Consider the following 13,602-nt stretch of genomic DNA (forward strand, 5'->3'; position numbering starts at 1 on the left):
GCTGATCATGTGTTACAAATCAGAAGCAATGTAATTATTCATATTTAAAAAATTTTAACTCTTGCGGCGTAATTATGCTAACTCTAAATGCATTTTTTAATGCGAGTTCAGATAGCAAATTTCAACATGCTTAACGCTTCTCCATTAATCCAGAATATTAGTGAGCCACAATTGATGAAGAAACCATTCAGCTATGGAATCAAGCTAAGCAAGAATAATCATGGGAGACCGCGTTTATTGAACCAATTAGTAATTCCAACGATTTTCATGGCTACATGCGTATTTTCAATGCCATTGAGAGACCTACAAGGATTCATCAATTCTGTTTTTACACTTACTTAACTGACATTATCATGCCCTCACTATTCATGCATTCGCAAGCGAACCAAAACGATTAACGCCACCTTCAAAACAAAAAATAAAGGATGCATCCGACACTTAGTCATTGATTCTACGAGGTTTAAAATCTATGGTAAAAAATAGAAGGTAAAAAAGCATGGTACTAATGGAGAATGGCGAATCTGACACAAGTTACATTTAGCGGTAGATATTAATGCGCATGAAATCATTGCTGCTAAGTTAAATGCATCAAATGCGGCTAACAGTAAAGTGCTGCCAATTTACTCAAACAGATCAGCATTGAAAAACGAGATATGGTTACCATAAACGTTCCCTATCAAAGACCGATAATGATTCGAGTCAAAAAACTACTGTGAGGAACATTAAGCTTAAGAGATCACAATGCTTAGATTAGCGAAACTTACGGCATGATAAAATCGTTAAATAATCTGACTGGGGTTAGCTATGCCTAAAATAAAAGCGATTATTGAATTGTTCATTATGTTGAGATTTACTATCTGAACTCAAATTAAAAAATAAATCTATTCCATTGTATAACAATAGTACAGGTTATTCAGTAAAACAACATCAAGAAGGCTGCTTACTACATAGTAATCTTCTTGAGTATCCACAAGACAATCAACCTACATTAAGCAAATCATCTTTTACAGCTAAAAAATATTGGTACATTGACCAATACGTCAAACCTGTTGCTATATACAATGCTACATAACCAATGTAAACAACAATATCATTGTATTGCCAAATCAGCATGATTAACGCGAATATTTGCACTACGGTCTTACATTTGCCCGCCCGAGACACTGCTACGTTAGCACGTTTTCCTAGTTCTGCCATCCATTCTCTCAGTGCCGAAATGATAATTTCTCGAGCAATCATAGTTGCGGCTGGAATTGTCACCCACATAGAATGGTAATGTGCCGCTATTAGTACTAATGCGATGGATACCATAACTTTATCGGCAACTGGGTCGAGGAAAGCACCAAAACGCGTAGATTGCTTAAGTGTTCTGGCAAGGTAACCATCAAGCCAATCTGTTGCACCAGCAATCACGCATATAAATGCAGCGACAAATGCCGCCCATGAATACGGCATATAGAACGCTACAACAAAAACGGGAATTAGTGCGATGCGTAGTAGAGTTAATATTATCGGAATATTCAGTTGCATAGTTTTTATTTATTATGAATAGCAACATTATGTTGCTTGAAACTCAAAGCTGTTGCAATGATGAATGAATCTTTTCAGCTAAAACTCGGCTAATGCCTGGCACTTTGGCTATTTCTTCAACAGAAGAACGCTTAAGCTCCTGAATGCCGCCCAAATATTTGAGCAAGGCTTGTCGACGTATTGGTCCTACACTCTCGATCTCTTGGAGCATGCTAGTTTTTCGTACTCTAGCTCGTTTCATCCTATGGCCTAAGATTGCATGATTATGACTTTCATCTCGAATATACTGGATTAAATGCAATGCAGGTGAGTCAAATGGCATCGAAAATTTTTCTCCAGATACTTTTACCAAGGTCTCCAAACCAGAACGATATCTAATGCCTTTTGTCACTCCCAACATCAATGGGTGTTTTAACCAATTTATCATTAACGAGTTTACAACGTTCCACGCACGATTAAGCTGCCCTTTACCACCATCAATCAAAATAATGTCTGGAACCTTTTCAGGGTCGATCTGTTTGCTATATCGACGTTCAAGCACTTGAGCCATTGCAGCATAGTCATCACCCCCGGTGATACCTGTAATATTGTAACGTCGATACTCTTGCTTTACAGGACCATCGTGATTAAATACTACGCACGACGCCACTGTTAGTTCACCCATAGTATGGCTAACATCAAAACACTCTATTCGCTTAACAACTTCCAGACCTAATGCTGCCGTCAATGAATTAAAACGATTGTGCATTGTCATCTTGTGATTCATTTTGCTGGTTAACGCGAATGCTGCATTGGTCTGTGCTAACTTGAGAAATCGGGCATAGATACCACGAGCGTTATCATGTAGGTGTACTTTTCGACCAGCAATTTCAGATAAAACCTTGCTAAGGCGCTCCAATTCTTCGCCCATTTTCTGCCCAATCAAAATATTGGGAGGAATTATTCGTCCTGCAGTTTGGTTGAAGTAAAATTGACCAATAAAGCTTGATACCAGCTCGTGAATATCTGTATTTCTTGGCATCTTAGGAAAATAACTTCGACTCTCTAACACCTTTCCTTGCCGTAAAAACAGCACGTGAATACACGCAATACCATTTTTTATGGACACACCAACCGCATCTAAATCATTGCCGCTATTTTGGGAAACGAACTGTTGTTCTTGAATACGTCGCAAAAATTGAATTTGATCGCGATACTCTGCGGCTTTTTCAAACGCTAAGACTTGTCTCGCAGCTTCCATTTTTGACACCAGAGCAGCTATAACTTGCTTATCTTTAGCTTGAAGGAATAAACGCGTGAAGTTCACTAATTCATCATACTGTTTATCAGTAATAACACCTTTTACGCATGGACCAGCGCACCGACCAATTTGAAACATTAAACAGGGTCGTGAGCGGTTAGCATACACCGAATCTGCGCATTGGCGGACGGGGAAGATCTTCTGAAGAAAATAAAGACTTTGCCGTACTGCACCCACGTCAGGAAACGGGCCAAAATATTCTCCTTTGTGCTTTTGGGCACCACGATGAATGGACAGCCGAGGATGTTTACTAGCAGAGAGAAAAATATATGGATAAGATTTATCGTCTCGTAGCAAAACATTATAGCGTGGCAAATGCAACTTTATCAAATTTTGCTCAAGAATGAGTGCCTCTGTTTCACTGTGCGTAATTGTAACTTCAACATTGGCAATTTTTTGCACTAAAGCTTGAGTTTTTCCACCAGCCATATTTTTTTTAAAATAACTAGAGAGTCGCTTCTTGAGCCCCTTCGCTTTACCTACATATATAATCTCACCGGAAGCATCCATCATCCGATAGACACCCGGTTTATTTGAAACTGTTTTTAAAAAGTCTATGGCATTAAACACAATAAATAGCAGGAGTTAAAAAGTTTCTGTATCTAGTATACCATGGATAGCAGCCATATGAATCAGCTGAACGTCACCATGAAGATCTAATTTATGAAATAATTAGCTTTCTTAATTGTATTGCCTAATGCGAGTTCAAAAAAATGTCACCATGGCTGACTCCTAGATTGCTCGAATGATCTCGTTCCTTGAAAGTTGCCTCTTTTTTTGGTGGGGTGAGTGGAACTCGAGCATTTAACACGAACGGTTTAGTAACAATGCCTGGTATCGTAAGCAATATCGGCCAATACTTCATTGATTTTTCAGCGGATCTGTTTGAATAAGTTAGGTAGTACTTCACCGTCAGTCATATTTGCTGCATTTAACTCAGTAGCAATGATTACATGCGATTTATATCTCGCGCTAAATATAATTTGCACCAAACTCGCCGTTTTCTCTTAATGCCATGTTTTTTTTACTTTCCATTCGCTTTCACCGTAGACTTTGATCCCAGTAGAATCAATAGCTAAATGCTGGATGATTCCTTTATTCTCGTCTTGAACGTAGCGTTAACCGTTTGGATCCAGTTGTAAATGCATGAATAGTGAAGCCATGACAATGACAGCTTAGTAAGTTTAAAAACAGAATTAATGAATCCCTGCAGACCTCTCAATAGCATTTAAAATACGCATTTAACCATAAAGGCCGTCGTACTGACTAAGTCGCTAAATAAACGAGATCTCCCATGATTAATTACAGTTTGATGATACTGCTTCCAGTTAGTTGTTTTATAACAAAAATTGTTTATAAAGCTGAACATCAAAGTGAGCCTAACTATTTAGAATATTAATTAAAAATTTAGCTCCCTTATTTTTTAAAAAATAAACCGGTAACCATCAATGTTCCCTAACAGAGACAGCAATGGTTCAAATAAAAGAATTATATGGTGGGACATTGAGAAGCCTGCCAGGATTAATTAATTCTGTTTTCAAACTTACTCAACTACCATTGCATGCCATCATTATTCATGCATTCATAGGCAGACTAAAACTGTTCACATCGTGTTCAATATGCAGATTAAAATTAAAAAACCACCCAGCACTTCACCATTCATTTTACGAGACTAAAAGTTTACGGTCAAAGCGAATGATAAGTAAAAAAGCATAGCACTAATGAAAAACATCAAAGCTGGCGTAAGTTATATGGTTTCAAGAAGCACTGGAAAACAAAGTATGATTATGATAAAATATTCATCATTAGAGACGGCAATGCTACGAATTAAAAAACTACACTGAGGAGCATTGTCATTCCTAAGAAGCTTTGTTTTCTATATTTCAACTAAATAAAATAGCTGTGGTAAGTGATAAATACATAGCTAAAAACAACGTGCACTTCAAAAATACACAGTGTTTCAAAGAGACTATGCGACAATTTTTCACTATGACTATTTTTCAAAATTGCAAATCTTTTGAAGTTTCGAGTAAGTGATTAGTTTCAGATATTAAGGCATGCATTTTCAAATTAATTCAATTTAGATACAATGATCATTAATAAAATATTTTTAATGAAAAAATGACTTTTCCTTAAATCACGCCACGCATTAAGCACTTAAAATTTCAATATTATAATAAAAAACAGCATCATAGTATTATATAAATTCAATAACTCATGACTCACTAACCACTTAACGATTTTTCAAGTATACGGGAACATCAGCAATGCTATTGAGGACAATTATAGCTAATTCTTCGCCTTCTTTAGAAATTTTTTGTCCACTACGCACAAGTATTTTAGTGCCTATGCCAGCGGCATGAGCTGCACGCATATCATCAGTTTTATCACCAATCATCACAGATCTATGCATATCAATGTTTAAGGAGTCACGGGCATCGAAAAACATCCCTGGCTTAGGTTTTCTAAAATTACAGTTTTTTTTATATGTCTCATCTCCATACTCAGGATGATGAGGACAATAATAAATACTATCAAAATTTATGCCTTGTTTTGCAAAACTCCAATTCATCCATTTGGTTAATGACATAAAATCATTTTTTGTGTAGTAACCGCGAGCAATGCCAGACTGGTTAGTCACTAGTACCAGCAAGTACCCCATGCTTTTTAATGCTCTGCATGCATCAAACACCCCTTCGATATATTCAAAGTCATTGACTTTACTAATGTATCCATGCTCGACGTTAATCACTCCATCTCTATCCATAAATACTGCTGGATTAGCCAAAATTATACCCTCTATATACTCAATTAATTTATAGCTGTAGGTTTAAGTATCTGAAACGTATTATTTTTTTCTGCACACTAAAAATTTTGTAAAAAAATAACGTTTATTTTTAAACAAACGTTATTTTTTGACTGTATCTTAGTGCTAACAGATGATTAGTCTGCTTCCATAATATCTCACTCGTTGCAACATGCTTCATTCATTGTTTATAATATAATTTAGGTCTCTTTTTATCTCGTATATAATAATTTTTATTATTCTTACCGTAATCATCGAAACTTTGTTTCTTACTTTTAGTTTAAATAGCAAATCCCAACATGATTCACTGTTAGATAATTGTTTTCATGTTAGACATGCCTAGTCCTGTCAGTTTATTTAACGCTTTGATCATGCCGTAGGTTTCCCCTAATCTGAGCAGTGCACTCCCTTAGGTTCGATATCTCTTCCAGTAATTTTTGGATTCGAACCATTCCTATTTTTTGCTAAAAAACATTTACGGTTACCACACCTCGCTTTACAATGCTGATTTAAATCGTATCGCTTTTAATAAAAAGTCACTAAATTACACGGATAATTTACTTCCTAAAAAGTGGCTCCTTTTCTTTGTGAAATGAGTGGGACCGTTCGTTTAATACGAGTAATTTCATAATATTATCTGATGTCGTAAGCACCAACGGTTAATATTTTATTAATTTTTTCTACGGGCCTATTTGAGCAAATTAAGTAGCACTTCACCTTCAGTCACATTTAATGCATCTCACTCAACAGCAATAATTTCATGCATATTTATATCTTCCGCTAAATGTAACTTGTCTCAAAATCGGCGATTTCCATCAGTACCACGCTTTTTTACTTTCTATTTTTATTCACCGTAGACTTTTAAACCCGTAGAATCAATAGCTAAGTGCTAGATAGTGAGGACATGACGATAGTAGTTAAAGAAATATGAAAAAGCAGAATTAATTAATCCTTGCATACCTTCCAATAGCATTGAAAATACGCATTTAACCATGAGGGCCGTCGAAATGGCTCAGTCGCTAAATAAACTGACATGAGTAGGTATGTCTAACACAAGAGTTATCGTCTAATAATTAACCCTGTTTCAATTTACTACCTGCATTAAAATTAAAAAAGCCAACCAGATAAACATTGTTGCAACGAAATTTTATGCTATTATTGATACATAAAAATTAGGGGCTGATTTAGGATTCGACAGGATTAAGAAGGCTCGTGGAGCATGCCGAGGGGCGGTTTGCCTCGTTAAAAGCCGCAAAACAATAGTCGCAAACGACGAAACCTACGCACTAGCAGCTTAATAACCTTCTAGTGCCTGCTCTCCATAACCTCTGTCTGTAGGACATGGATTAAGGGCAGTCAAACCTAAACAGAATCGCATAGAGGCTTACACCTAATAGCCAAAATGTTAAAACTAAATTAGGTATGTCATTATGTGGCGGGTCTATTAGCAGCATAGTGCCAAGAACAGATATAGACTAAGCATGTAGCGCCATTAGTGAGACTAATTTTGGACGCGGGTTCAACTCCCGCCAGCTCCACCAGATATTTATAAAATATTTTAAGAATTTTTTAAGTCACTGGTTTTAAGTTCTGTATATTTATAGTATCTGTACTAATGCGGGTCCAAATCATAAATTCCGACATGATTCACTATTACATGCCTCATTTTCAAAACGTGACTCTTTTTAGGTTATATGAATGGCACCACTCGTTTAATACGAACGGTTGCGTAACATTGTCTGGTGTCGAAAGTACTATCGCTGATGTTTCATTAATTTTTAACGGTTTTTTCAAGCACGTTAGGTAGCACTTCACCATCAATCACATTTAATTCATTTAACTCGGCAACAATAATTTCATGCGTATTTATATCTACCGCTAAATATCACGTCCGCCAAACTCGCCGTTTTCCAGTAACACCATGCTTTTTACTTACCATTCTCCTTCACCGCAAACTTTGAGTCCCGTAGCATCAATAGCTAAGCGCTGAATACTTCCTTTCTTCTTCGTCCTGAACGTAACGTTAATCATTTTGACTCGTTTGCTAATGCATGAATAGTGAGAGCATGACAATGACAGTTGAACAAGTTTGAAAACAGAATTAATCCTTTTTTGGAACTCTCCATGACATTAAAAATACGCATTTCACCATAAGGACCGTCGTAATGGCTAAGTCATTGAATAGACGAAGTCTCTCATAATTATCTTGCTGAGTTTCATTCCACAGCTGAGTAGCTTTTTCATCCATTCAGAATGTTAGTAAACTACGATTGATTAAAGCTTCACTATATTCTTTCCAGTTAATTGTTTTGTAGCAAACATTATTCATGACCTGAATATTTAAGTGAGCCTAACTGTTTAGAGTATTGATTGAAAATTTAGTTCTCTTATCTAGGAAATCAAGCCCTTTACCATAAACGTTCCCTAATAGAAACAGCAATGATTCGAGTAAAAAATTTACTGGGAGGGACATTGAGCCTAAGGGACAACACAACTCAGATTAGTAAAATCTACGCCATGATAAAAGCGTTAAATAAGCTGATAAAACTAGGTATCCATAACACGAAAGCGGTTGTCTAATAATGAATCATGTTGAAATTTGTTATTTAAACTTATATTAGAGAACATAGGCATTTTTTAAATACGAACAACAGCATTAATATTAATAGGTAGCGTTTGAATCGCAGCATGAATACCAGTATGGTTCATAATAAATTCAATAATGTGCTCTTTGAGGCTCAGCCGCTAAATTTTATCGGTATATTTAAGCTAAAAGATTTAACGGTATTGCTTACAACGGTAGCATTGGTGTCCAACCTGATCTAGCCTATATTTTACGCTGCATTTGTTTGCTAACAAAAACAATACTAAGCATCAACAAAAAACACAATAATTACTCCGTAAAAAATGATACATTACACTAAACTTAATCGATTGAATACATGCTCTAAATAGGGTATTAATAGTGTTACTATTTTTGAATTCATGCATTCGCATGCTCATGTGTAATGTTTAGTCAAAAATAAAAATCTCTTGGCCTGCATAAATAATTCTATGTGTTTTAATATTTCGTTGCTTTTTTTAAGGGGGACGCTTCGGTGGAGAAGCACGAAGAGATACTGGTTGCACTTAGACAAATAATACGAGCAATCGATTTGCATTCACGAAAATTAAACAAAGAAGCAGGACTAACTGGTCCTCAATTGGTTCTTATGAAAGCAATTCATGATCTAGATGAAGTAACCATTCGTCAGCTATCAAATCATACCAATATGAGCCAAGCGACAGCAACGACTATTCTTGACCGTTTAGCAAACCGCAACTTCATAGTGCGTGTTCGCAATAATTTGGATAAACGCAAAGTACATGCGCATTTGACAGCAGAGGGTCTTCAAGCACTTCAGCAAGCACCTAAGCCTTTACAAGAAAACTTTATTTTTCGCTTTCAGTCATTAGAGGCATGGGAGCAATCGTTGCTAATTTCATCTGTTCAACGTATAGCAGTAATGATGAATGCTGAACACATTGATGCGGCACCTTTGCTAGAAGTGACGTCTTTGACGATATCCGAGAAATAGCATTCAAAATAGTCCTGTTGCAAAACCAAATGAGGGACAAAAAAGCCACATCTTCTTAAGCTAGTGGCGTTAACCTATGGGTTTAATTTTTTGATTTTAAACTTTTAAAATTTTTAAAAGTGGTATTTTAACGAATCAATTCACAAATAATAACACTCAGAGAACTCACAACCAATAAAACACCAAACGCAATTCCTACTTTTTTTTGGGCTTGCTCGTCCATAAACTTTACAGCCAATAACCCAATGACTACCAAACCAACAATGAAAACAATTTTAATCATCTCTAAGCCTCACTTATGGCATTACGTAGTGATCATTGCTTAACACCTTAGTCAAGGCAACAATTTGATTTTTAATAAAGTATAGCTGACTTCGATGCGAAATACCGCGCTTAATCACCCACTTTACAATCAAACCCAAGATTCATATTATAAAGGCTACATTTACCCAATATTACAAGGCACTCCATCAAAATTTAATGATCCGAAGCAAATTAATTTAAGAGGCAACACAAGGCGCACCTCCATGAAATAGCTATTTTAATCAAAATATTTTTGATATCCTAAGTGTTACTTCACGATCCCAAACGGAAGTACCTCCAAAACTAAGCAGACAATAACTTCTACTATTTACAATTCGTTTTCAATAAAATTAACTAAAGTAAGCAAAAAATTTATTTTAAAAAAGTACTTTTTTAGTGGCGCGAGTGAAACTCTCGTTTCATACGAATGGCTTCGTAACATTGTCTGATGTCGTAAACACCATTGCTTTACGTCTTGTTGATTTTTCGGCAGGTCAGTTTGAGGAAATTAGGTAGCACCTTGTCGCCAGTCACATTTAATGCAATTAATTCAGCAGAAATGATCTCATACGTATTTACATCTACCGCTACATGTAATTTGCACCAAACTCAACGTTTTCCGTCGAAGGCTATGTTTTTTACTTTCAATCTACCTTTACCGTAAATTTTAACCTCGTAGAGTCAATAGCTCAGTTCTGGATAATTTCTTTAGTCTTCATCTTGCACATGACGTTCACCATTTTGATTCGCTTACTAATGCATGAATAATAAGGATACGGCAAGGATAGTTGAGCAAATTTAAGATAAAATTAGTGAATTTTGCAGACCTCTCAATTATATTGCAAATACGCGTTTGACCATAAGAGCCATCGTAATGTTACGTTACTAAATAAACGAGGTTTCTCACGATTATCCTGCTTAGTTTGACTCCAGAGCTAAATCGCTTCTTCATCAATCCAGAATGTTAGCAAGCCACGATTAATTAAAGCTTGATTATACTGCTTTCAGTTAGTTCTTTTATAATAAAAACTATTCATAGACCTGAATGTTTAGAGTGTGATTGACAATTTAGTCCCTTATTGAAAAAATAAAGTCAGTTATCATAAACATTCCTAGCAAAGACAACAATGGTTCGAGTCAAAAAACTACTGGTAGGGACATTGAACCCAAGGAATCATACAACTCAGATTAGTGAAATCAACGCCATCATAAAATCATTAAATAAGCTGACAAAACTAAGTGTGCCGAAAATGAAAGCAATTATTTCATAGTGAATCATGTGAAGATTTACTATCTGAACTAAAAGTAGAAAACAAAACCCTGTGGTAAGTAAAGTCTCAAGACCTTACTAACGTATTTATATATATCGATTTTATTTTTTAAATTATGACTTAGTCATCAACCTACGCTCTCAACAACTAGATTCACTACAAAACAACCATCCGAAAGCCATATAACCAAACCTTTATTAATGGTAACTCACTGACATTCTGGATTGATCAAGAAGTCATTTAACGATGGCATCAAACCAAGCATAGTAGTCACACGGAAGATCTCTTTTATTTAACGACTTAGCCATTACGACAACTCACATGATCAAACGAAGATTTTAATGCTGTTGAAAGGAGCTAACAATCTATACTAAAAGCGAATAGAAAGTAGAAAATATAGCATTGATAGAACACGGTTAGTCTGACGTAAATTAAATTTCACGATAGATATAAATACGCATGAAATCATTACTGCTGAGTTAAGTGCTTCAAATATGACTAACGGTAAAGTGCCACCTAATTTTCTTAAACAAATTTACTGAAAAATCAATGTAAAATTAGGAAATGGAATTAACAACACCAGACAATGTTTCGAAGCCGTTCGTATTAAACGAGCAACTCCACTTCATCCCATCAAGTAAAAAAAACAATTTTTTGAAAACTAAATTATCCCCCTTAATTTCATAGTCCGTTTCCAGAAGTTATACGGTCCAAATGCGCGTTGAAAAATGAAGTATGGTTACCATAAACGTTCCATATCAGGGACGGAAATGACATGAATCAAAAATTTCTCAGAGGGACCTTGAGTCTAAGAGATGACAATGCCAGATTAGTAAAACCGTCGCTATGATAAAAGCGTTACATAAGCTAGCAAGGCTCAGTATACTTAAAACGAAAGCGAGCATCTAGTAATTCATCATACTAGGATTTGCTACCTAAACTCAAGTTAGGAAATCAAGCCAAATTAGGTACCACTTCACCATCAGTCAATCTATGTTCTAAACAGCTAGATGCACTCAAATATTTAGGTCTATGAACAAGTTTTTGCTATAATACAACTATCTAAGAGTAGTTGTGGCTCACTAACATTCTGGATGGCTTTGTATAATTCAATACAGTGACTTTGTTAACATCGTATTAGCTCGTGCACTATATATAAGGTATAAAAAATCACTGGAGTGACTTCTTTAGGCTATCATATGCACAAGTATATAATTAAATTGTGCGAAGCAGTTGGTGCTTAGTCTCTTCACTTAACAGCATCCAGTGAACACCTATTTGTGCACCTGCAAACATCCAGAGTAATTTAATATCTATATCATCACCATGCGAATCTCGTACCTTACGGAACAACTCTTCTGGGCTCATAGAAAAAAATGTTTCAATATTTTCGACACCTCCTTTTTTAAGCATTCGTTCAATAGTTAAACGCATATTAGGTAAGTTACGCAGGCGCTTGTTTAACATTGAGTCACGATATACTTTGTCCCTCACTGAATTTTTAATGGACTTTTTCATCATTGCATTTAAGCTATTATCCTTCTGTTCATAAAGTTCAGTGATGTCATAGTAATTAACAATAGCAATGGAGCATTTTTTAACATGAACGAATTTCTTGCACTCTTTATAGATAAGCTTTTCTGTAAGATCAGCACCCCCTCTAAGATAAAGGCGCTTTTTTTTCACTAAAGCAAACATTGCACCACTGACAAAAAAACCTATGCCACCAAACATAGAATGCTTTTCTATTTTTCCAAATTGAAACAAGTAATCACCAAAGTCACTTTTTACTTCTTGCACTGGTGCCTCCTTTCTCCCTCCAAAAGCGAACTACCCGAATAAAAAGTCTATAATTTTTAATACATGTTAATGTAATGCATGAAAGTATAGAAAACCATGCACTATATCACCTCATATAAGATGTCGTATCAAAAAAACAACACTCATCACGATAATAATGTATAATAATTATTTTTATGATATGTTCAATGAATTCTTAGTGTGAGTGTGCATAAGCTAAGTCATTTCTTTTAGGCTTTGTTTCTCAAAAGAGAAACTCAATTATCAAGCTATGCTCTAAATAATTAGGCTCACTTAAATATTGAAATCTATGAGTAGTATAATCAAGCTTTACTCAATCATGCCTCACTAGCATTCTGGATTGATGAAAAATCATTCAGTTACGGAATTACACTAAGCAAGGTAATCATAGAAGTTTCTGTTTATTTAGTGGCTTAGCTATTACGACTACTCACATAGTCAAAAACCTATTCTCAATGCTTTTAAAAGTCTGCAAGTATTCCTTAATTCTGTTTTCAACTTTACTCAACTGCCGCTGTCATACCATCATTATTTATGCATTAGTAGGCGAGCCCAAGCAGTTCATATCGCGTGCAAAACGAAGACTAAAGGAATTCTCCAGCACTTAACCATTAATTTCACGGGACTCCAAGTCTACGGTGAAAGCGCATGAAAAGTGAAAAAGCATGACACTGATGGAAAACAACAAATCTGGTGCAAGTTACACTGAGTGATAACTATAAATACGCATGAAATTATGGCTGTTACGTTAAGTGCACCAAATGTGACTGACGCTGAAGTACTATCTAACTTGTTAACACAGACCTACCGAAGAATCAATGTAACATCAGACGATGGAGCTGACGACACCAGACAATATTACGAAACCATTCGTATTAAACGAGCGGTTCCACTCATCCTACCAAGAAGAGGGCAACTTTTGGAGAGCTAAGCCATCCACGTCATTTAGTGGTCAGTTATCACAAAGGCTTGGTTTCCTAATTCGAGTGCAGA

General features: G+C 35.8%; 6 protein-coding genes, 1 other RNA gene and 6 pseudogenes. 6 read left to right on the top strand and 7 right to left on the bottom strand.

Annotated features, from left to right (window positions below; genetic code table 11):
• Positions 1-170 precede the first annotated feature (170 nt).
• Positions 171-746: pseudogene (locus BTN50_RS10710) on the top strand (transposase); the annotation flags it as partial.
• 232 nt (positions 747-978) lie between these two features.
• On the opposite strand, the gene pgsA reads toward BTN50_RS10710, so the two are convergent.
• The 4 genes and pseudogenes from pgsA to gmhB form a co-directional block, all read right to left on the bottom strand.
• On the bottom strand, positions 979-1,530 hold the full coding sequence (gene pgsA / locus BTN50_RS01350; RefSeq protein WP_096618752.1) for a CDP-diacylglycerol--glycerol-3-phosphate 3-phosphatidyltransferase: 552 nt from the start codon (positions 1,528-1,530) through the stop codon (positions 979-981).
• Positions 1,531-1,573: 43 nt separating this feature from the next.
• Entirely contained in the window at positions 1,574-3,400 is a 1,827-nt protein-coding gene (uvrC, locus tag BTN50_RS01355; RefSeq protein ID WP_096618753.1) for an excinuclease ABC subunit UvrC, read from the bottom strand.
• Positions 3,401-3,557: 157 nt separating this feature from the next.
• Positions 3,558-4,199 (bottom strand): annotated as a pseudogene (locus BTN50_RS10715) (IS5 family transposase); the annotation flags it as partial.
• Positions 4,200-5,063: 864 nt separating this feature from the next.
• Positions 5,064-5,618, bottom strand: a complete 555-nt coding sequence (gene gmhB / locus BTN50_RS01365) for a D-glycero-beta-D-manno-heptose 1,7-bisphosphate 7-phosphatase (RefSeq protein ID WP_096618755.1) — start codon at positions 5,616-5,618, stop codon at positions 5,064-5,066.
• Between the two features lie 1,193 nt (positions 5,619-6,811).
• Between gmhB and ssrA the strand changes: the two genes are divergently transcribed.
• Positions 6,812-7,177, top strand: a transfer-messenger RNA (tmRNA) gene (gene ssrA, locus BTN50_RS01370).
• Positions 7,178-7,329: 152 nt separating this feature from the next.
• On the opposite strand, the pseudogene BTN50_RS10720 reads toward ssrA, so the two are convergent.
• A pseudogene (locus BTN50_RS10720) lies at positions 7,330-7,965 on the bottom strand (IS5 family transposase); the annotation flags it as partial.
• An 80-nt stretch (positions 7,966-8,045) separates the two neighbouring features.
• Here BTN50_RS10720 and BTN50_RS09255 point away from each other — a divergent pair.
• Together BTN50_RS09255 and BTN50_RS01380 are read left to right on the top strand one after the other, a co-directional pair.
• Positions 8,046-8,216 (top strand): annotated as a pseudogene (locus BTN50_RS09255) (IS5/IS1182 family transposase); the annotation flags it as partial.
• Positions 8,217-8,734: 518 nt separating this feature from the next.
• The gene (locus BTN50_RS01380; RefSeq protein ID WP_096618757.1) at positions 8,735-9,214 is read left to right on the top strand and encodes a MarR family winged helix-turn-helix transcriptional regulator; all 480 of its coding nucleotides are present in this window, start codon (positions 8,735-8,737) and stop codon (positions 9,212-9,214) included.
• Between the two features lie 774 nt (positions 9,215-9,988).
• Here BTN50_RS01380 and BTN50_RS10725 read toward each other — a convergent pair.
• Positions 9,989-10,500, bottom strand: a pseudogene (locus BTN50_RS10725) (transposase); the annotation flags it as partial.
• Between the two features lie 144 nt (positions 10,501-10,644).
• On the opposite strand from BTN50_RS10725, the gene BTN50_RS09875 reads away from it, so the two are divergent.
• Complete coding sequence (locus BTN50_RS09875) at positions 10,645-10,788, top strand: hypothetical protein (RefSeq protein ID WP_161492887.1); 144 nt, start codon at positions 10,645-10,647, stop codon at positions 10,786-10,788.
• A 1,215-nt stretch (positions 10,789-12,003) separates the two neighbouring features.
• Here BTN50_RS09875 and BTN50_RS01390 read toward each other — a convergent pair.
• Positions 12,004-12,588 carry a TfoX/Sxy family DNA transformation protein gene (locus BTN50_RS01390; protein WP_096618758.1) on the bottom strand — a complete coding sequence of 195 codons (585 nt, stop codon included), beginning with the start codon at positions 12,586-12,588 and terminating at the stop codon, positions 12,004-12,006.
• Positions 12,589-12,906: 318 nt separating this feature from the next.
• Between BTN50_RS01390 and BTN50_RS10730 the strand changes: the two are divergent.
• Positions 12,907-13,575 (top strand): annotated as a pseudogene (locus BTN50_RS10730) (IS5 family transposase); the annotation flags it as partial.
• Between the last annotated feature and the right edge of the window lie 27 nt (positions 13,576-13,602).

This window comes from Candidatus Enterovibrio altilux, from assembly GCF_002381345.1.
GTDB lineage: Bacteria > Pseudomonadota > Gammaproteobacteria > Enterobacterales > Vibrionaceae > Enterovibrio > Enterovibrio altilux.